The sequence below is a fragment of the Tenacibaculum piscium genome (assembly GCF_021390715.1).
GTDB lineage: Bacteria > Bacteroidota > Bacteroidia > Flavobacteriales > Flavobacteriaceae > Polaribacter > Polaribacter piscius.
This window is the reverse complement of record NZ_JAJGWT010000008.1, coordinates 60,616-81,738: the sequence shown is the minus strand read 5'-3', so window position 1 is coordinate 81,738 and position 21,123 is coordinate 60,616. Positions and strand designations below refer to the sequence as shown.

Annotated in this window: 21 protein-coding genes; 18 read left to right on the top strand and 3 right to left on the bottom strand. The window is 29.5% G+C overall.

Features of this window, described 5'->3' with window-relative positions:
• The first annotated feature begins 24 nt into the window (after window positions 1-24).
• The 14 genes from ribD to L0U77_RS08820 all read left to right on the top strand — a co-directional run bounded on the left by ribD (window position 25) and on the right by L0U77_RS08820 (window position 15,602).
• A complete protein-coding gene (gene ribD, locus L0U77_RS08885) occupies window positions 25-1,179 on the top strand; it encodes a bifunctional diaminohydroxyphosphoribosylaminopyrimidine deaminase/5-amino-6-(5-phosphoribosylamino)uracil reductase RibD (RefSeq protein ID WP_233901047.1) in 1,155 nt (384 codons plus the stop codon).
• Window positions 1,180-1,221: 42 nt separating this feature from the next.
• Window positions 1,222-1,833 (top strand): HAD-IA family hydrolase, encoded by a 612-nt coding sequence (locus tag L0U77_RS08880; protein WP_233901046.1) that lies wholly within the window; start codon window positions 1,222-1,224, stop codon window positions 1,831-1,833.
• Between the two features lie 21 nt (window positions 1,834-1,854).
• A complete protein-coding gene (locus tag L0U77_RS08875; RefSeq protein ID WP_193706647.1) occupies window positions 1,855-2,718 on the top strand; it encodes an EamA family transporter in 864 nt (287 codons plus the stop codon).
• A gap of 44 nt (window positions 2,719-2,762) precedes the next feature.
• Window positions 2,763-3,416 carry an IMPACT family protein gene (locus tag L0U77_RS08870; protein ID WP_233901045.1) on the top strand — a complete coding sequence of 218 codons (654 nt, stop codon included), beginning with the start codon at window positions 2,763-2,765 and terminating at the stop codon, window positions 3,414-3,416.
• 17 nt (window positions 3,417-3,433) lie between these two features.
• Complete coding sequence (locus tag L0U77_RS08865) at window positions 3,434-4,003, top strand: DM13 domain-containing protein (RefSeq protein ID WP_233897993.1); 570 nt, start codon at window positions 3,434-3,436, stop codon at window positions 4,001-4,003.
• Window positions 4,004-4,108: 105 nt separating this feature from the next.
• Window positions 4,109-4,750: a sterol desaturase family protein gene (locus tag L0U77_RS08860; protein ID WP_233897992.1), complete on the top strand. Its 642-nt coding sequence runs from the start codon at window positions 4,109-4,111 to the stop codon at window positions 4,748-4,750.
• 341 nt (window positions 4,751-5,091) lie between these two features.
• A complete protein-coding gene (gene rpsA / locus L0U77_RS08855) occupies window positions 5,092-6,867 on the top strand; it encodes a 30S ribosomal protein S1 (protein ID WP_101915238.1) in 1,776 nt (591 codons plus the stop codon).
• Between the two features lie 91 nt (window positions 6,868-6,958).
• Window positions 6,959-8,332 carry a PQQ-binding-like beta-propeller repeat protein gene (locus tag L0U77_RS08850; protein ID WP_233901044.1) on the top strand — a complete coding sequence of 458 codons (1,374 nt, stop codon included), beginning with the start codon at window positions 6,959-6,961 and terminating at the stop codon, window positions 8,330-8,332.
• Between the two features lie 7 nt (window positions 8,333-8,339).
• Window positions 8,340-9,581, top strand: a complete 1,242-nt coding sequence (locus L0U77_RS08845) for a DUF5018 domain-containing protein (protein ID WP_233901043.1) — start codon at window positions 8,340-8,342, stop codon at window positions 9,579-9,581.
• Between the two features lie 162 nt (window positions 9,582-9,743).
• Complete coding sequence (glmM, locus tag L0U77_RS08840) at window positions 9,744-11,147, top strand: phosphoglucosamine mutase (RefSeq protein WP_233901042.1); 1,404 nt, start codon at window positions 9,744-9,746, stop codon at window positions 11,145-11,147.
• A gap of 46 nt (window positions 11,148-11,193) precedes the next feature.
• Window positions 11,194-12,090: a hypothetical protein gene (locus L0U77_RS08835; RefSeq protein ID WP_233901041.1), complete on the top strand. Its 897-nt coding sequence runs from the start codon at window positions 11,194-11,196 to the stop codon at window positions 12,088-12,090.
• 162 nt (window positions 12,091-12,252) lie between these two features.
• Window positions 12,253-13,719 (top strand): aminotransferase class V-fold PLP-dependent enzyme, encoded by a 1,467-nt coding sequence (locus tag L0U77_RS08830; protein WP_233901040.1) that lies wholly within the window; start codon window positions 12,253-12,255, stop codon window positions 13,717-13,719.
• A gap of 69 nt (window positions 13,720-13,788) precedes the next feature.
• Window positions 13,789-14,931: a M14 family zinc carboxypeptidase gene (locus tag L0U77_RS08825; RefSeq protein ID WP_233901039.1), complete on the top strand. Its 1,143-nt coding sequence runs from the start codon at window positions 13,789-13,791 to the stop codon at window positions 14,929-14,931.
• A 191-nt stretch (window positions 14,932-15,122) separates the two neighbouring features.
• On the top strand, window positions 15,123-15,602 hold the full coding sequence (locus L0U77_RS08820; RefSeq protein ID WP_233885668.1) for an Lrp/AsnC family transcriptional regulator: 480 nt from the start codon (window positions 15,123-15,125) through the stop codon (window positions 15,600-15,602).
• 167 nt (window positions 15,603-15,769) lie between these two features.
• On the opposite strand, the gene L0U77_RS08815 is transcribed toward L0U77_RS08820, so the two are convergent.
• Window positions 15,770-16,468: a pseudouridine synthase gene (locus L0U77_RS08815; protein ID WP_233901038.1), complete on the bottom strand. Its 699-nt coding sequence runs from the start codon at window positions 16,466-16,468 to the stop codon at window positions 15,770-15,772.
• 535 nt (window positions 16,469-17,003) lie between these two features.
• Here L0U77_RS08815 and L0U77_RS08810 point away from each other — a divergent pair.
• A complete protein-coding gene (locus L0U77_RS08810; protein WP_193700193.1) occupies window positions 17,004-17,615 on the top strand; it encodes a DEAD/DEAH box helicase in 612 nt (203 codons plus the stop codon).
• Between the two features lie 81 nt (window positions 17,616-17,696).
• On the opposite strand, the gene L0U77_RS08805 is transcribed toward L0U77_RS08810, so the two are convergent.
• Window positions 17,697-18,542 (bottom strand): YitT family protein, encoded by an 846-nt coding sequence (locus L0U77_RS08805; protein ID WP_233899130.1) that lies wholly within the window; start codon window positions 18,540-18,542, stop codon window positions 17,697-17,699.
• A gap of 290 nt (window positions 18,543-18,832) precedes the next feature.
• On the opposite strand from L0U77_RS08805, the gene L0U77_RS08800 reads away from it, so the two are divergent.
• Entirely contained in the window at window positions 18,833-19,294 is a 462-nt protein-coding gene (locus L0U77_RS08800) for an Lrp/AsnC family transcriptional regulator (RefSeq protein ID WP_101918272.1), read from the top strand.
• Between the two features lie 56 nt (window positions 19,295-19,350).
• On the opposite strand, the gene L0U77_RS08795 is transcribed toward L0U77_RS08800, so the two are convergent.
• On the bottom strand, window positions 19,351-19,542 hold the full coding sequence (locus L0U77_RS08795; RefSeq protein WP_101918271.1) for a cold-shock protein: 192 nt from the start codon (window positions 19,540-19,542) through the stop codon (window positions 19,351-19,353).
• Window positions 19,543-19,821: 279 nt separating this feature from the next.
• Between L0U77_RS08795 and L0U77_RS08790 the strand changes: the two genes are divergently transcribed.
• Together L0U77_RS08790 and L0U77_RS08785 are read left to right on the top strand one after the other, a co-directional pair.
• Window positions 19,822-20,427 carry a TetR/AcrR family transcriptional regulator gene (locus tag L0U77_RS08790; protein ID WP_233897982.1) on the top strand — a complete coding sequence of 202 codons (606 nt, stop codon included), beginning with the start codon at window positions 19,822-19,824 and terminating at the stop codon, window positions 20,425-20,427.
• 48 nt (window positions 20,428-20,475) lie between these two features.
• Window positions 20,476-21,108: an NAD(P)H-dependent oxidoreductase gene (locus tag L0U77_RS08785; RefSeq protein ID WP_233885648.1), complete on the top strand. Its 633-nt coding sequence runs from the start codon at window positions 20,476-20,478 to the stop codon at window positions 21,106-21,108.
• Window positions 21,109-21,123: the final 15 nt, after the last annotated feature.

Genomic DNA, 21,123 nt, shown 5'->3' with positions numbered 1-21,123 from the left:
TTTGAATATTGAAACTCTTGAATCTTGAAGAAAAATAACGAAAATCAGCAACACGAAAAACAAGACGAAAAATATATAAAACGCTGTTTGCAATTAGCAAAAAATGGTATCGGAACAACACGTCCAAATCCATCAGTTGGAGCAGTAATCGTATATCAAAATAAAATTATCGGCGAAGGATTTACAAGTCCGTATGGCGGAAATCACGCAGAAGTAAATGCAATAAATTCGGTAAAAGAGAAAGACAAAACGCTTTTAAAAGATGCGACTATTTATGTAACGCTCGAACCGTGTTCGCATTTCGGAAAAACACCGCCGTGTGCCGATTTAATTGTTGAAAATCAATTATCAAAAGTCGTTATCGGTTGCCTAGATACCAATAGTTTAGTCGCTGGAAAAGGAATCGAACGCTTGAAAAATGCAGGAATAAAGGTAACTGTTGGCGTTTTAGAAAATCAATGTAAAAAACATCATAAACGATTTTTTACCGTTCAAAATAAAAAACGTCCATACATTATTTTAAAATGGGCAGAAACTACAGACGGTTTTATCGCTCCGCTAAAAAGAAATGAACAAAAACCTGTTTGGATTTCGAATCCGTATTCGCAACAAATTGTACACAAAATACGAAGCAAAGAACACGCAATTCTTGTAGGTACAAATACCGTTATTCAAGATAATCCATCGCTAACGGTTCGCAGTTGGTCGGGAAATAATCCTGTGAGAATTATCTTAGATAAAAATTTGAGAATCCCGTTAAATGTAACCGTTTTTGATAAAAAAGTAAAAACAATTATCTTAACCGAAAAAAGAACAAAAAAACAAAAAGAACAAGCTGAGGTTTTATCCGAAGAAAAAAAAGAAACTATTATTTATGAATATATTAATTTTTCATCAAAAAAAATAGCAACGCAAATTTGTGACGTTTTACAAAAACATAAAATACAATCGGTAATTATTGAAGGCGGAACAAAAACACTCCAAACTTTTATTGATGAAAATATCTGGGACGAAGCACAAATTTTTATCGGTGAAGAAATATCCTTCGGAAAAGGCGTGAAAGCACCGAAATTATCCGCAGAAAAAATACAACTGACCAAAAAAGAAGATATCAAAAATGATGTTTTAAAAATATACACAAATATTTTAAAAAAACAAGTTAAAAAACAAGGGGTTTAAACCCCTTGTTCAATGAAACTGAAAATTAGCAATAAACAAAACATGAGAAATAAAACAATAAAAAATATAATTTTCGATTTTGGTGATATTTTTATCAACCTAGATAAACAAGCAACATACAAAGAAATGGCGAAATTAGGCGTAACAACTATTTCGGAAGATATGATGCAAACCTATTATCAATATGAAATGGGTTTAATTTCTACGGATGAATTTATTGCTTTTTATCAACATAAATTTCCGCAATTAAATCGTACCGATTTAATAAATGCTTGGAATGCAATTTTATTAGATTTCCCTAAAAACAGATTAGCGTTTTTAAAAGAACTTTCAGCATCAAAAAAATATAGATTATTCCTATTAAGCAATACCAACGATTTGCATATTTCATGGATTCAAAATAATTGGGGAACAGAATTATATGAAGAATTTAAAAACTGTTTTGAACAATTTTATTTATCGCATGAAATAAATTTTAGAAAACCAAACGCCAATATTTATGAATTTGTTTTAAATGAAAATAATTTAAAAGCTTCTGAAACTTTTTTTGTCGATGATTTAAAAGAAAATACGGAATCAGCCAAAAAATTAGGCATTCAAACTTGGAATTTAATTCCTGGAGAAGAAGATGTCATTTCGTTATTAGACAGATAAAATAAAAAAATAGAATGACGAATGACGTACCTCATCATCAGTATTTTAATATCAAGTTTACTGTTTGTAATATTCAAATTATTTGACGTTTTTAAAATCAATACTTCACAAGCGATTGTTGTTAATTATCTAATTGCATTCTTATTAGGGATTCATACATCAAAAAAAATAGTGATTATTTTAGAAATATCGCAACAAAATTGGTTTACGGGGGCGTTTATTCTAGGAATTTTATTTATTCTGATTTTTAACGTAATGGGAATTACCGCCCAAAAAAATGGCTTAGCAGTTGCTTCAATAGCAGGAAAAATGTCCGTTGTTATCCCGATTATTTTGGGCGTTTTTCTATACAATGAACAACTTGAAACAATCAAAATAATAGGGATTTTATTCGCCTTGATTGCCGTATATTTAGCATCCGCAAAAAGCGATACAAAAACCATATCGCTAAAAAATTTGCAATATCCGATATTGTTATTTATCGGTTCGGGAATAATTGATGCTAGCTTGAAATATATGCAAAGTTCAACAGTTTCCAAAAATGATGTTCCATTGTTTTTAGCCACAATCTTTGGTTTTGCTTTTATCTTCGGATGTTTTTTTATGATACTAGAATTTATCAAAGGAAAACTTAAAATTCATTGGAAAAATATCGTAGGTGGAATTGCTTTAGGAATCCCGAATTATTACGCCATGGAATTTCTACTAAAAGCTCTCCAAACAGAAGGTTTAGAAAGTGCTACAGTATTTACCATTAATAATGTATCCATCGTTATTTTAACAACCGTTTTTGCCCTGATTTTCTTTAAAGAAAAATTAATTGTAAAAAATTGGATAGGAATTATAGTGGCTATTATCAGTATTTTAGTAGTCGCATCGGCATAAGCATAAATTATAAGAAAGAGATTAAAGCAGTAGAAAATAAAATTATGAGTGATATAAATAATACAGACGAAAATAAAATAAAAGATACCTATAAAACAATCGATATTTCATCCGAAGAAACTCTTTTTAAAGATAGAAATAGTAAATTCTTCGGATATGCTTTTCCTGTGTCATCAGAAGAAGAAGTTAAAGAAGCAATAGAAGTATTACGAAAAAAACATCATACAGCACGTCATTTTTGCTACGCTTGGCAATTTGGAATTGAAGCAGAAAAAATGCGTTTTAGAGCAAACGATGACGGAGAACCAAGTAACTCGGCAGGAATGCCTATTTATGGGCAAATTCAAGCTTTTGATGTGACAAACATATTAATTGTGTCTGTTCGTTATTTTGGCGGAACAAAACTAGGCGTAGGCGGATTGATAAACGCTTACAGAACCTCAGCAAAAATGGCGTTGGAAATTGCTGATATCAAAGAAAAAACAATCGATATTGAATATCAATTAAACTTTGGTTACGATATGATGAATAAAGTACAACGTATTGTAAAAGAACGAAACTTAAATATTACAGCGCAAAAACTAGAAATGGATTGTCAATATACGATATCGGTTCGTAAAAAAGACGCACAAATAGTTTTTGATATCTTTGATAATCTGTTTAAAGTTAGTATTAAAAGAATGGATGAGGAGGAGTAAGTAAAAATAATATGAAAATGAAATTAAAAATATCTACATCTTTAAGCTGTTTAGCTTTAACATTACTATTAGCCAGCTGTGGCGCTAATAAACCTAAAATTCATCATCTAACTGAAGGAGAAATAAAAACATACAGGAACGCTCAAAATTACACGGTAAAACTTCCCGAATCTTGGAAAGCAGTTCCCGATCATGATTTTGTAACATATACACCTAAAAATTTAGGCGCTATCTTTTATAAAAATACCGTTCAAATATTTAACATTACACCAAAAAAAACAGGAGCAGTAATAGAAAGTGAAAATGAAAAAATAACACTTCAAAAAGTTACAGAAGATTATATTAATCATCATTTTACGCAAAAAGAAGTCTCGCTTCAAGAAGTAACTAAACACCAAACTAAATTCGGGACAACCTACGCACAGCACTATAAACATGATTGGAATTCGGTAAATTACGACACAATAAGATTCTTTTTTGAAGTAAAAGAGAATTATTACACGTTTACGTATTCTTCCGAAGAAAAATATCAAAAAAAATACCAAGCAGATGCCGATTTAATTTTCAAATCATTAGCGTTTAAATAATAAATAAAATAAACAAACGACGGTACAATACAATATATACGTACCGTGATATGCGGTAGAAACGGATAGCAATCTGTCTCTACGAAAACACAAATACCAAAACTCATGAAAAACCCTATTGTATTTTTCTCATTACTGATACTTTCAAATATAATAGGGTATCTGTTTAATATTATTATAAGTAAATTTTGGGATAAGCGACATAAACAACATACAAGCACTTCTAAAAAAGAAGTGCTTTATTCTTTACTAATATTATTGATAAACATTCTTATTGCAATTCCTGGTTATATATTATGGCAAATAGATATCATAACTTTTTCTTCGGATAACTTTATAATTTCGTTTATAGCGCTTTTTATATTGATGGATTTTTTAATGTACATATTACATTGGTGTTCTCATAATATACCTTACTTAAATACGATTCACGCAAAACATCACGAACATACTATTGAATTCAATGCGGTGAGTTTGTATTATATGTCGCTTTGGGAAGCTGTCTTATTTGGTTTGTTGTTGACTATGGTATCAATATTATTTTCATTTAACTTATATAGTTTTATAGTGTTTCTTGTTTTTAATTGGCTTTACGGAGTCATTACACATTTAAACGTACAAAAAGAAAAAGACCTTTTGATATTCACAACAAACAGTTTTCATCAGAAACATCATCAATTAAACTATCGTAATTATGGATTTTATACTGTTTTTTGGGATAAAATATTTAAAACGATAAAAAAATAGGAGCATGCACTGTTTTTTATCATTTAAAAAATCCAATAAAAACAAGAACTTATATTTTTTAATTTTACGAAATCCGTAACAACGCTCGGAGAGGTATTTTAAATACTGTAAAAAATAGTGCATAAAACTAGGAATATCATAATTAAATAATTGAGTCTATATTTAACTTACTTAAAATCAAAGGTGTTTATAGGTTTTTAAGATTAAACATCGTAAATTTGCACGCCTTTTTACGAGAACAGATTTAACAAAGGCAGCAAACAAATTTATATTTTAATTCTCTTTTATATTGATATCGCTAAGAATCTGATCAATAGAAAGATACAAAAACTAGTTCAGACATGTCTGAAGAAAAAAACACAGCTGCTGAAGCAGTAACAGTAAACCCAGCAGAATTTTTAGCAACATTTAACTGGCATAAATACGAAGAAGGTATTGATGAAGTTGATGAATCTAAATTAAAAGAATTCGAAAAAGCGTTAGAAGGAACAGTAGGTTTCGTAAACGAACGTGATGTTATCGAAGGAACCGTTACAAGAATTACTGATAGAGATGCAATTATCGATATCAACTCTAAGTCAGAGGGAGTAATTTCTTTAAACGAATTCCGTTACAATCCAGGTTTAAAACTTGGAGATAGTGTTGAGGTATTAGTTGACAAAAGAGAAGATGCTTCTGGTCAATTAGTATTATCTCACAAAAAAGCACGTGTTATTAAAGCATGGGAACGTGTTAATAATGCACATGAAACTGGTGAAATCGTTAACGGTTTTGTTAAGTGTAGAACTCGTGGAGGTATGATCGTTGATGTATTTGGTATTGAAGCTTTCTTACCAGGATCTCAAATTGATGTGAAGCCTATCCGTGATTACGATCAGTATGTAGAGAAAACTATGGAATTCAAAGTTGTGAAAATCAACCACGAATTTAAAAACGTAGTAGTATCGCATAAAGCGTTAATTGAAGCTGATTTAGAAGATCAGAAGAAAGAAATCATTGGTCAATTAGAAAAAGGACAAGTATTAGAAGGTGTTGTTAAAAACATTACTTCTTATGGTGTCTTTGTTGATTTAGGTGGTGTTGACGGTTTAGTTCATATTACTGATTTATCTTGGTCTCGTATTAACCACCCGAATGAGGTTGTTGAATTAGATCAGAAATTAAATGTTGTAATTTTAGACTTTGATGATAACAAATCTAGAATTCAATTAGGTTTAAAACAATTATCTTCTCATCCTTGGGAAGCTTTAAATACTGATTTAAAAGTTGGTGATAAAGTGAAAGGAAAAGTTGTTGTTTTAGCTGATTATGGTGCTTTTGTAGAGGTTGAAGAAGGTGTTGAAGGTTTAATTCACGTTTCTGAAATGTCTTGGTCTACTCACTTACGTTCTGCGCAAGATTTCGTAAAAGTTGGTGATGAGGTTGAAGCTCAAATTTTAACTTTAGACCGTGAAGACCGTAAAATGTCTCTTGGTATGAAGCAATTACATCCAGATCCTTGGACTGATATTACTACTAAGTACCCTGTAAACTCTAAGCATACTGGTACTGTACGTAACTATACTAACTTTGGTGTGTTTGTTGAATTAGAAGAAGGAATTGACGGATTAGTTTATATCTCTGATTTATCTTGGACTAAGAAAATTAAGCATCCTTCTGATTTTGTTACTGTTGGTGATAAATTAGAAGTTCAAGTATTAGAATTAGACGTTGAGAACCGTAAGTTAAACTTAGGTCATAAGCAAACTCAAGATAACCCTTGGGATGCTCATGAAGCTACGTATGCAATCGGATCTACTCACGAAGGTTCTATCAAGGAAAAGAATGATAAAGGTGCAACTGTAACTTTTGCAGATGGTATCGAAGCATTCGCTCCAACTCGTTTCTTAGAAAAAGAAGACGGTTCTAAATTAGAAAAAGGTGATGCTGTAAAGTTCATCGTTACTGAATTTAGTAAAGAATACAGAAGAATTGTTGTTTCTCATACGTCTCTTTTCAAAGAAGAAGAAAAGAAAAACATCAAGGCTGCTGCTAAAAAAGCTGCTGACGTAGAAAAAACTACTTTAGGAGATATTGGTGGATTAGCTGAATTAAAAAGAAAAATGGAAGGGAAATAATATTTCTTTATCATAAACTCTTAAAACCCGTTACGAAAGTAGCGGGTTTTTTTAATGTTGTTTTTATGTAAAAAAAATAAATTAGCTTTAAATGAAATATATCACCTTAATAATATCTATTATTATTTGTTTTTCTTGTTCATCGGATGACCAAACCCCGACTATTGAACCAAATGAACCAAACTCAAAACCTGGAACTATAAAAATTGATGATATTGTTTTAGACGGACCAAAAGTTACTATAAATTGGAGTGATGCTGAAGATAAAGATGGCGACCAAATATTTTATAAATTATATGTAAATTCAATACTTATCACAGAAACTACGGAATCTATCAGTTCTACAGTCTTCGCATATAATGAAGATTATGTAGGTAGAATAATCGGTACAGATAAAAAAGGAGGAACAACTGAGGTTCTTTTTAAATTTTCAAGCTCCAAAAGTAAAATATTGTTATATACAGGTTTTGGAGGAACACTTTACGCATTAGATCTTTATACTTTAAAACCTATGTGGAAAACTGAAACTTCATTTATAGAAAGCCATGTCATATCCGATAACCTTATTTATTCTGGAATAAATGGATTGGATATTCTTTCTGGAAAAACTAATTGGACAAGTAAACCTACTAATAAAAAGATCGATGAATATCGTAGCATAATTGTAGATGTTGCTAATATTTATGCTCTTGATTCTGGCTCTACTTTATATTGTATAGATAAAATAACAGGAGGAAAGCTATGGCAACGTAATTTACCACATCATTACGCTCCTTTATCTATTGACTCTGATAAAATATTTACGTGTAGCAGCATTGTATCTGCTATTAATAAACAAACAGGAGCAATAATTTGGAACTTTAAATTAGAAAAAAATGCTTATAAAACATATACGAATCCCTTGGTAGTAAATAATGACATTTTTTTTGGTGATAATAGTGGTAGATTTTATTCTCTCAATAAAAATACAGGAATTAAAAATTGGAGTATCGATTCAGAATCAGAGATATCATTTTATGCTTCTCCAACACAATTTAAAGAGTCAATTATCACAGCTACTTATAGGGGAATATATGCTTATAATTTAAAAACAGTCACTACTATATGGGAGTATAATCCGTTGACTTTAAATTCATCAATAGAGACATCTCCATTCATTTATAATGATAAGGTATATATTGGAGTATCAAAGAATGGAAGTGGTGAATTGTTATGCTTAAACGCAAATGATGGGTCATTAATTTGGCGTTTTGATTTAGATAATAACACTACATCTTCGCCTATTGTATTTGATGATACTGTTTACATAGGAGATTGGAGTAAAAATATGTATGCTATAAATGCCGAAACAGGTATACTTAATTGGAAGAAAAAACATACGGAAATTATAATTAAATCTCCAATAATTATCATTGGAGAAGGGGAAAAAGTAATTTACCCAAGTGTTAACGGATTAAAAAATTAATTAAATTATGAAAAATAAAATATTTATAGTAATATTATTTTTTGGTGTACTTTTTTCATGTCAAAAAGAGGATACTCCTGAAATTACTCCTGAAATATTACCAATAGTTCTGAATAATAAAAATAAGATAACATCGTTTCAATTGAATATTGCAGGAAAATTAATTTCTGGTGTAATTAATCAAACAAATAAAATAATAACACTCAATACTGAAGATGCGGATCTAACATCTTTAGTGCCAATAATAGAATATTCGGATAAATCAAGTATATCGCCAGTAGTAAATATCTCTCAAAATTTCGAGAATGAGATAGTCTATACAATTATAGCAGAGAATGGAGCATCAAATATATACAGAGTAATTGTAAATAATATCAGTTCTAATACAGATATCCTTAATTTTAAATTATTAATTAATGCTAAAAAATATGAAGGTACAGTAAATAATGATGCTAAAACATTATATGTAGAAACTGATAATACACTAGAAACTGCGAATATCGTGTTTTCTATACCTGATGGAGCATCAATTCTTCCCGTTAAAGAAGGACCACAAAATTTCTACTTACCAGTTGAATATATTGTAACAGCAGAAAATGGTAAAACATCTACATTCACACTAACAACCAAAGCTTTTCAGTTTTTTGATAATCACTATAAAATGTTTTATAGTAATGCTACTGCAATTATTTCGGGGACAGGTATCGATTTATCTGTACCTAATTCCACTTTAGTGTTAGAAAATGAACAGAACTCATATATAATAAAAAACACATCAATTACAAATTCTTCTAATTATACAAACGGAATGTCTTTTAATGCTTTTCGGTATAGTTTTCCAGATAATATTGCTACAGCTACTAATTACAAACTTAAATATTTGATAGACGGTAACGTTAAAACTGTTTCAACTTTTAATATCGATGTTTTAGCCGAAGATATACCAATTATTACTTCTTTAAATAAAAACAGATATTTTAGTGGCGATATATTAATTATCACTGGTGAGAATTTACCTAATACTATTTCTATCCCTTCAAATGGTTCTGTTTTCATGATTTCAAGTTCAAGCTCAATCAGTTATGGTTTTGATTTAACTGTTAACAATAAAAAAACAGAATTAACACTTACATTGGGTTATAGCTATTTATTTCCATCATATTTCGGAAATTCAGAGCAAGAAAAAACCATTACATTATATGGTGAAAACCGTAGGGTTGGTACTACAATTAATACAATTTTCAAGTAAATAGATAAATATAAATACTTTTAGGTTGAATTCAAGTAGTAAAATATTTTTTTAAACCTTTAATTGTAACTTGGTTATAATTAAAGGTTTCTTCTTTTTATATTAATTTCTTTATTACCATTATATTTGTAGTGAAAATCAAAAAAAGTAATTAAAAAAACTATGACACTTATAAAATCGATATCAGGAATTAGAGGAACAATAGGAGGAAAGCCTAGCGAAAATCTTACGCCATTAGACGCTGTTAAATTTGCAGCAGCTTACGGAGCTTTTATCATCAAAAGAAACCCGACAGCTCAAAAAAATAATACGAAAATTAAAGTCGTTATTGGTAGAGATGCACGTATTTCTGGTAAAATGATTAGCAACTTAGTAGCAAACACGTTAGTTGGATTAGGAATTAATGTGGTTGATTTAGGCCTATCTACAACACCAACGGTGGAAATTGCTGTTCCTTTAGAAAAAGCACATGGAGGAATTATTTTAACAGCTTCTCATAATCCGAAGCAATGGAACGCCTTAAAATTATTAAATGAAAAAGGAGAGTTTTTAAACGGCGCAGATGGAGAAGAAATTTTAGCTTTAGCAGATAATGAAGATTTTACGTTTGCTGCCGTTGATGAATTAGGAAGCTACAGAAAGAATAAGCGTTATTTAAAGAAACACATCAAAGAAGTTTTAAACTTAGATTTAGTCGATGTAAAAGCTATTAAAAAAGCAAAGTTTAAAGTGGTTGTTGATGGTGTTAATTCTACTGGAGGAATTTTTATTCCTGCTTTATTAAAGGAATTAGGTGTTAAATGTATCGAATTATATTGTGAGCCAAATGGTGATTTCCCTCATAATCCTGAACCTTTAAAAGAGAATTTAACTGATATTTCTAAATTAGTCGTTAAAAAGAAAGCCGATTTAGGAATTGTTGTGGATCCTGATGTTGACCGTTTAGCTTTAATATCAGAAGATGGTTCTATGTTTGGGGAAGAATACACGTTAGTTGCTTGTGCGGATTACGTATTAGGTAAATTAAAAGGAGGAAATACAGTTTCTAATTTATCATCATCAAGAGCTTTACGTGATGTTACTGAAAAACATGGTGGAACTTACACAGCATCTGCCGTAGGTGAAGTAAACGTAGTTCAAATGATGAAAGATACCGATACTGTAATTGGTGGTGAAGGAAATGGAGGAATTATTTATCCTGCTTCGCATTATGGTAGAGATTCTTTAGTTGGTGTTGCGTTGTTTTTATCGCATTTAGCGAAAAAGAAAATGTCTTGTAAAGAATTAAGAGATTCGTATCCAAGTTATTTTATGAGTAAAAACAAAATTCAATTAACTCCGAAAATTGATGTTGATGAGGTTTTATCAAAAATGACTTTAAAATATCAAAATGAAGACGTTAATACAATTGACGGTGTAAAAATTGATTTTGAAAAACAATGGGTTCATTTACGTAAATCGAATACAGAGCCGATTATCAGAATTTATACCGAAAGCGATAGCCAAAAAAATGCAGATACACTTGCTGAAAGATTCATAACAGAAATTGAAGAAATTATTAAATAAATAATTTTAAGAAATAAAAAACAACACATAAATATAAATAATCAAGTTGAAATTAAGAACAATTAGTTTGAGTTTATTAATGATGGCGGTAACCGCATCATCAATAATAGGACAGGAGCAAAGTAAGCAAGAAAATAGAGAATATGATAAAGCGCGTAACAGCGAAAAATTTATCATCCAAAAAAAGAAAGTAACCAATAAAGGAAAGTTTTTCGCTTATTGGGGATGGAATTGGGCAAGTTATAGTGATGCTGATATTCATTTTAAAGGCGATAATTATGACTTTACCTTATCGGATGTAAAAGCGCAGGATAGACAAACAAAATTCTCTTTTAACAAGTATTTTAACCCTGGTAACGTTACAATTCCGCAAACAAATTATAGAATCGGGTATTTCTTTAAAGAAAATTACACGGTTTCTATCGGAGTTGACCACATGAAATATGTGATGATTGATGATCAAAATGTGAAAATCAACGGAAATATTAATGATGGAAACGCAAAATATGACGGAACGTACAATAATGAAACTGTTAATTTAGCAGAAGATTTTCTACGTTTCGAACATACAGACGGTTTGAATTACGTAAACGTAGAATTAAAACGTTTCGACGATGTAAGTCATTGGTTTGGCTTGAATCTTGAAAACTTACAAATTAACCTAACAGAAGGTTTTGGAATGGGAATTTTATATCCAAAGACAAATTCAAAATTATTAGGGAAAGATAGAAATGATTCTTTTCATTTGTCTGGATACGGAGCTTCGCTTGTTGCAGGTGTAAATATCTCCTTCTTAAAACATTTTTACGTGCAAGCAGATTTGAAAGGTGGACATATTTATATGCCTGATGTTAAAACAACTTCAAATTCTTCGGATAGTGCTTCGCAAAACTTTTTCTTTCTTCAGAAAACCATTTTAATAGGAGGAAAGTTTAGATTGTAAAAATATTAATTAATATTTTTTTTGAAAAAACCACTGCTAAAAACAGTGGTTTTTTCTTTTGTAAAAGACATTTTTTACAAAAGTTAGAAAAAAGTTAATTCTATATAATTTTTAGGTTATTTTGATGTAAAAAATTAAATTTATATTCTATATAGATAATTTATGAATTTAGAAGATTATTTCAGTCAATTTAGAAAGAATATCGTAGGAAATAACCAAACCTACCAATCGCCTTACGGAACACAAAAAATGATATATGCCGATTGGACAGCAAGTGGACGTTTATATTATCCGATAGAAGAAAAATTACTACATGAAATAGGAGCGTTTGTCGCAAATACACATACAGAAACTGCTACCGCTGGAGCTGTGATGACATTAGCTTATAATGAAGCTCGGAATATTATTAAAAATCATGTAAACGCATCCGAAGATGATATTTTAATTACCGAAGGTTCTGGAATGACAGGCGTTGTTAATAAATTTCAACGAATTTTAGGACTCAAAGTTTCTGAAAATCTTAAAGAAAATACACTAATTCCTGACCAAAAAAGACCAATCGTTTTTGTAAGTCATATGGAACATCATTCAAATCAAACTTCTTGGATAGAAACTATTGCTGAGGTCGTTGTTGTGCCTTGTAATGATGAGGGCTTAATCTGTTTACATATTTTTGAAGAAACTATCAAAAAATATGCCGACAGACCGATTAAAATAGCGTCAATTATCGCAGGTTCAAACGTAACAGGAATTAAAACTGAATATCATAAAATAGCAAGTTTAATTCATAAATATGGCGGTTTGTGTTTTGTTGATTTCGCTTGTTCCGCTCCCTATGTCGATATAAATATGCATCCGAAGAAAAAAGAGGAATATTTAGACGCTATCTTTTTTTCGCCTCATAAATTCTTAGGAGGTCCTGGAAGTTCAGGCGTTTTAATCTTCAATAAAAAATTATATAAAAATATGATTCCCGATAATCCTGGAGGAGGAACGGTGAGTTATACAAATCCGTGGGGACAACACGATTATTTTGATGAAATCGAAACCAGAGAAGACGGCGGAACTCCCGCTTTTTTACAAACTATCAAAATTGCATTCGCCATGCAATTGAAAAATAATATGGGAACGAAAAATATCAAAAAAAGAGAAAATGAAATAAATCCTGTTATTTTTAAATGCTTAGAAAAATTAAATGGCGTAAAAATATTAGCCCCAAATCAAAAAGATAGATTGAGTATTTTTTCTTTCTATTATGAAAAATATCACTTCAATTTAGTCGTGAAATTATTAAATGATAGATTCGGAATCCAAACCAGAGGCGGTTGCTCCTGTGCAGGAACGTACGGACATTTCTTATTAAATGTCAATCAAAATACATCAAATGAAATTAAAAATCAGATTTTAGAAGGATGTAATACTCAAAAACCTGGCTGGATACGATTATCAATACATCCCACAATTACCGATGATGAGGTACAATTTATCTGTAAATCTTTAGAAGAATTAACGGAAAATATCGAAAATTGGGCGAAAGAATATCAATACGATAGCCTCAAAAATGAATATACACATCAATCTGGGAAATCAATAGAAAAAGAAATCGTGGAAAATTGGTTTTTAAATTAAAATCATAATTTAGTTAAAATTTAAAACTATCTAAAAAAAACACAAAAAAAACAGAACAAAAAAATATCGATGAATACCAATACACTAAATATTGATTTTTTAGAAGAAAATTATCAAAAAATTAAACAATCCAAAATATCTGGAAGATATATCACCTTAGAACATATTAAACCAATTATTGAAGAATTTTCTAATGTTAAAATTGAAAATCATCAAAAAATATCCGCATATAAAATAGGGGAGTCCGAACAAGGAAAAGATATTTATCAACTAAAAATTAAGCAAGAAAAAACAGGAAAATTAGAAAATAAAAAAGAAAATAAGCAAGTAAAAATTCTTATTTGGAGTCAAATGCACGGAAATGAAAGCACAGGAACAAAAGCCGTGTTCGATTTTCTGAACTTCTTGAAAAATGAAGAAAATTATCAAGAAAATAACATTGCAAAAACAATTTTAGAAAATTGTGAAATTACGATTATTCCAATCTTAAATCCTGATGGAGCGGAGGTTTATACCAGAGTAAATGCTAATAATATCGACTTAAATAGAGATGCCGTCGATTTAAAAGCCAAAGAAAGTAAACTATTACGCAAAATTTTAGATACCGTAAATCCTGATTTCTGCTTCAACTTACACGACCAAAGAACCATTTTCGGCGTGGAAGGAACTCGAAATCCTGCAACAATTTCATTCTTAGCACCATCCGAAGAAATTACCCGAAAAATTACAGAAGGACGTAAAAAAACCATGAACGTAATTATCGCCATGAATGAATTATTACAGGAAATAATTCCGAATCATATAGGACGATATACCGATGAATTTTATCCAACAGCCACTGGAGATACGTTTCAAAAATTAGGATACAATACAATTTTGATAGAAGCAGGGCATTTTCCAAACGATTATGAACGAGAAAATGTGCGTAAATTTAACTTTTTTGCACTATTACAAGGGATTTATCATCTTGCTTGTAAAAATAATACTACAGAACATCAAGAATATTTCGCTATTCCAAACAATATCAAGAACTTCTATGATGTTATATATCGAACAGGAAATAAAACGGAAAATAATCACGAAAATAATCAAAAAGATGTGGCTTTTCAGTATGTAGAGAAAGTAGAAAATGGTAAATTTGCACCGACTTTAAAGAAAGAAAAAGAAGGAGACTTATCTTCATATATCGGACACAAAGAATTACGTAAATAATTATATCAAAAAAAAACGAAAGAAAACGAAAAAGAAATAGTCAAAGAATAAAAAAAGTAATAAAATGTGAAGAAGTATCAAGATAAAAAACCCGAAAGTTTATCTCTTAAAAAACAATCATAAAGTCATTTAATTGTTATTTAAAAAATTTATAAAAACTTATTTTAGTGATTTTACCTGAAAAAAAAAGAATGAAGAAGTTTGTACTCGATGAAATAGACCATCAGATATTAGACATTTTAATTGAAAATGCACGAACGCCATTTACGGATATTGCCAAAAAACTATTAGTATCGGCAGGAACAATTCACGTACGTGTTAAAAAAATGGAAGACGAAGGAATTATACAAGGCTCAACATTGTCGTTAAATTACGATAAAATGGGATACACTTTTATAGCTCACGTTGGCGTTTATCTCGAAAAATCATCAATGACACAACACGTTTTGGACAATTTAAGATTGATTCCAAATGTAACTGTAGCCTATGTAACCGCTGGGAAATACAACGTATTTTGCAAAGTGAGAGCGAAAAGTACACACGATGCAAAAGATATTATTTATCGAATGGATGATATTGAAGGTGTTTACAGAACCGAAACAATGATTTCTCTAGAAGAAAGCATCAACGATAAAAAACGCTTAATGCACGCTATTTTTAAAGAAATTTAGAGTTAGAGAAAATTTAGTTTTAGTGTAAAAACTTAATTTATAGTCTTTTAGTATAAAATCCCGCTTTTTAAAAGCGGGATTTTTAAGTTTTATCAATATATAATGTTGTTTTTTATTTAATATAAAAAAACAACATTATGTTAAATAGAATAATAGAAGATGCTTTATTATTCAAAACTCCATTCAAATCGTTTAAAAACAGTTGTCCAATCTTTTGGAAAATTGGCTTTTATAAGAAGTTTTTCTGATGAAAAAGGATGCGAAAATTCCAAAGAATAGGCGTGTAAAAATAAGTTCTCACAATCAAAATTATCAATAAACATGATATTATGATTTTTATCACCATATTTTGGATCGCCAATAAGTGGATGACTTATTTTATTGAGATGAATGCGTAATTGATGTAATCTTCCCGTAGTTGGTTTCATTTCAACCAAGCTATAACGTGAGGTTTCGTAAGGTTTTACAGGAATATCTAAAATAATATTTGCAACTGTTTTTAAATGTGTTTCGGCTTCTTTATAAACGTCAGAATCACGTCCTTTTACAGGAGAATCAATCGTTTTAGAAGCAGGAGCATGTCCTCGGACAATTCCATAATATGTTTTCTGAATTTCATTGTTCGTGAAAAGTTCTTGGAATTTAGAAACGTATTTTGTTTCTTTTGCTAATAAAATAATTCCTGAAGTTTTTCTGTCTAAACGGTGGATTGGATAAAATTTTTGTCCAAATTGATTGAATAGTATTTGTAATAAAGAATCTTCATCAGAAACATTTCTAGAATGATAGGCGTGATGAACAACGATATTATTAGGCTTAGAAACACATAGGATATAAGCATCCTCATAAAGAATTGTAAGGCTCATAAATTGTTTTGGCTTTTTTTTGATGTTGATGATTTTGTTTAAATTGATAGATATATCAAAGTTCGTAAAAGTAAATTAATTCGTTTCGTAATAAAAGAAAGTCGCGTGTTAGTTGTTTTTTGTTTTGTTGTTTTTTTTAAATAAAAAATTAAATAAATTTTAAATTAATTAAATAAATTTTAAATTAATTAAAACATAAATAAATAACTTAATAATACTAATAATACATACATACACCACCTATTTTTCTATAAATATATATGTATTATAATTAACATTATGTTAAATAGAGTGTTTTATTGTTCTTTATTTGTTTTTTGATAAGATTCTTTTTTACAAACTTGCTTACCTCACCTAGTATTTAAATTAACCTGTCTTATTTATTTTATTTAAAATTCATTTCAACTTCTTAATTTTTTAAAAGCTAAAAAATAGAAAAAATCAGGATGACGATAATTTTCTGATGTTATTGCTGTTTAGTTGTATATTTGCATTTTTATAAATTTCACGCCAAATTTTACGATAAACAGCTTTTATGCCTTTTAAAAAATTACATTCAGAAATACAAGAAAAATTAGTATCCTTAGAAATAACAACCCCTACACCCTTACAAAAGAAAAGTATTCCTGCTATAAAAAGTGGTGCAAATATCTATTGTACAGGCTTAGAAGGAAGCGGAAAAACAACGACTCTTGTACTTACAACTTTGCAAAAATTAAAATTTCAACCTGAAGGAAACAGCCCTAGAGCCTTTGTACTCGTTGAAAATAATGAAAAAGCAGCTGAAATATATAAAGAGTTTTTTAAATATACACGATATAAAGAAATACGTGTGTATTTAGCCGATGAAAAAATGCATGTAGATACTCAAAAATCGGAAATTTTTGAAGGTGTTGATATTCTTATTTCTACGCCTAAAAGAATGAATAAATTGTTTTTACTTAACGGAATCAGTCCATCACAATTAACAATTTTTAGTATTGAAGATGCCGAATTTCTGAAAAATACCAACGCATACAGTGCGCTAATGGGAATTACACAAAGTATCAATAAATGTCAGTTTGTTTTATATGCCGATAAAATATCACCAACATTAAAACGTTTTGAATCGTACTTTATGGAACATTCTAGAGTTATATCAGTATAAAAAAGCATATCATATCATTTAAAAACAAAAAACGGAATTGTATAGTATATAATTCCGTTTTTTGTTTTTAAAATTTTATACTTATACGTTACTTAAACTAAAATTAGAGGCTAACGTAATTATTTCAGCATCAGGATCTGTATTATAAATAATACTCTCAATAACAGATAAGTTTTTATTATTTTTTGTGATTAAAATCATTTTTTCACTAGAATCTTGATGAATTATCTTGATGAATTTCTGATAAATAGTCGTATCACCCATGATATTTTTTTGAATTAAAGCATTCTTTTTAGAGAAAACAAGCATTGTTTTATTCTGAATATCTTGTTTCATAAAATAATCGATTGTTTTACTGGTCGCAATAATTGTTATCAAACAATACGTAGCTATTTTATAATTTCCAAAAGTAAGAACTCCAGAAATAATAATTAAAGCATCAATAATAAGTATTAATTGATTAAAACTAATATTGATTTTTGTCGCTAAAATTCTGGCTAAAATATCTTGTCCACCAGTGGTTGCTCCTGCTTTTTTAACTAAAAAAATGGTAACACCAATAAGGATTCCGCCTAAAATAGACGACAATAAAATATCATCAATTAAAACCTGATTTTTTGTAAATAATGATATAATATCTAATAAAAATGATGATGAAATCATGAAAAAAGCAGTTTTAAACCCTGTTTTTTTTCCCAACAAACTAGTTCCCCAAAGTAATAAAGGAATGTTAATGCACAATGCGATAACGCCAATCGATGAAAAACCAATAAGCTCACTCAGGATAATTCCTAGTCCAAAAACTCCACCAGGCACAATATTATAAGGCACTATAAATAATGCAAAAGCCAGTGCGACTATTAAAGATCCAATAAATACTAATCCATAGTTTTTAAATTCAGCACTCATTTTATTATTGTTTATCATTATTACCGTTTTTAATTTTTTTTATAAAGTTGTTTTTTGAGTTTTTGATGATGATTAAATCTGTTTAAAAATCTTTTAAAATCCGTGCAAAAATATATTTATTACTTATTTTATAGTAATAAACACTTGATTATCGTATTAAATAAGTAATTTTAGCTGTTTTATAGTAATAATTAAAAGTATATCACTTTTTAAGAAGTTGTTTTGATTTTTTTTAAGTGATTTTTACGGTTTTTTGATAAATAATAATCTTGATTTTTAAAAGAATCATATATAAAAAATAGCATAAAATGATAAAATTAGATGAAGTTGATTTAAAGATAATACGAATCTTGCAAGAAGATTGTAAAAAGACCGCGAAAGAAATTTCTCAAAGTTTAAATCTAACGGTCTCTCCTATTTATGATAGGATTCGGCGTTTGGAGAAATTAGGTGTTATTAAAAAATATGTAGCAATTTTAGATAAAAATCATATAAATAGACCTATAACGGCTATTTGTATGGTTTCTTTGCGATATCATAATCAAGGTTTTATGGATAAGTTTGAAGCGCAAATAAAAGAATTGAAAGAGGTTCAAAAATGTTATCACATGGCGGGAAAGGTAGATTATTTTTTACACATCAACTTACCAGGAATTGAAGATTATCATGATTTTGTACGTTTAAAATTATCTAAAATTGAAAACATCGGTGTTTTAGAAAGTTCGTTTGTCCTTAAAGAAATCATCGACAAAACAGCATATTATGTATAATAAAAAACCTCATCAATAAATTGATGAGGTTTTTTTGAAAATATATGGATTATATACTAGATCACTTTTACGTTCACTGCATTTGGTCCTTTGTTTCCTTCTTCTAAATCGAATTCAACTTCGTCACCTTCTCTAATCTCGTCGATTAAACCTGAAATGTGTACAAAGTGGTCTTTTTCAACACCTTCTTCTGTAATAAAACCAAATCCTTTAGTGTCGTTGAAAAATTTTACTATTCCTTTACTCATCGTAATGTAAATTAATTTGTTAGTACTTATTAGTTTGCAAATATAGTGTCATTAATCTAAACAAAAGTATATTATGTGTTTTATTCCTGATTTTTTTTAAAGTATAAATACTTTATAAGTATTCTTTGAGTATTTTTAAGCTCAATTAAAGTTCAAAAGTTAAAAATATCAAAAAAAGAATGAACATTCATTTTTATTGTATATTTGTTGTATCTTTGTGTCAGAATAGATGTACATTACATCAGCAATAAAAGAAAGAATAATTATAATAAACTATAAATGGCTAAACTTCAAAAAAGTATTGATAAACGAAATGCACTTGTTAAAGCAACTATCGAGCTGGTAAATAACAACGGTTTTCACGCTACGCCGATGAGTAAAATTGCAAAAATGGCAAAAGTATCGCCTGCTACGATTTATCTTTATTTTGAAAGCAAACAAGATTTAGTAAATCAAACTTACATCGAAGTAAAAGCAAAATATACTGATTACGCCTTTGCTACATATAATAACAATCTTTCTGTGGAAGCTGGTTTTAAATTAATTTGGAATCGTATTGCGGAATTTAAACTCAAAGAATGTGAAAATGCCATGTTTTTAGCGCAATGTGATAATACACCAATGATTGATGAAGCAAGTCGTCAAGAAGGAATCAAGCATTTACAGCCACTACTCGACCTTTGGAATCGTGGTAAAAAAGAAGGAATCATCAAACCAATGTCCGATTATATATTATATGCGTATGCAATTAATCCGCTATCATTTTTAATGATTTATCAAAAAAGAGGTGTTTTTACTTTGGATGAAACTCATATTGAAGAAGCGTATCAATCTGCTTGGAATAGTATCAAAATGTGTAAAAGTGTAATTAATGAATCAGTATAAATAAAAAATAAACCTCAACTCAATATAAATTATATAAAAAGAACAACTATGGAATTATTAGACAAATTAAAATGGAGATACGCCGCTAAAGCAATGAACGGTAAAAAAGTATCCGAAGAAAAAGTAACGCGTATTTTAGAAGCAGCACGTTTAGCACCAACCTCAAGCGGATTACAACCTTTCGAAATTTTTGTGATTAAAAATCAAGAAATTAAAGAAAAAATTAGACCAATCGCTTGGAATCAATCGGTAATTACTGACTGCTCTCACCTACTTGTTTTCGCTGCTTGGGATACTTATACCGAAGATAGAATTAATCATATGTTCGATTTAACAAACGAAATTCGTGGCTTTAAAAACGAAGGATGGGAAAATTACCGTCAAATGTTATTAAGTACGTATCCGCAGAAAGATGCCGAAGAGAATTTTAATCACGCAGCAAAACAAGCTTACATTGCTTTTTCACAAGCTATTACAGCCGCAGCTTATGAACAAGTTGATGCAACGCCTATTGAAGGATTTGATCCTGCCGCTGTTGATGAAATTTTAAACTTACGTGAAAAAGGATTGCGCAGTGCTGTATTACTTCCTTTAGGTTACAGAGCTGAAGACGAAGATTGGCTAGTAAACTTAGTAAAAGTTAGAAAACCGATGGATGAATTAGTAACCGTAATTGAGTAATATCAGTAACGAATT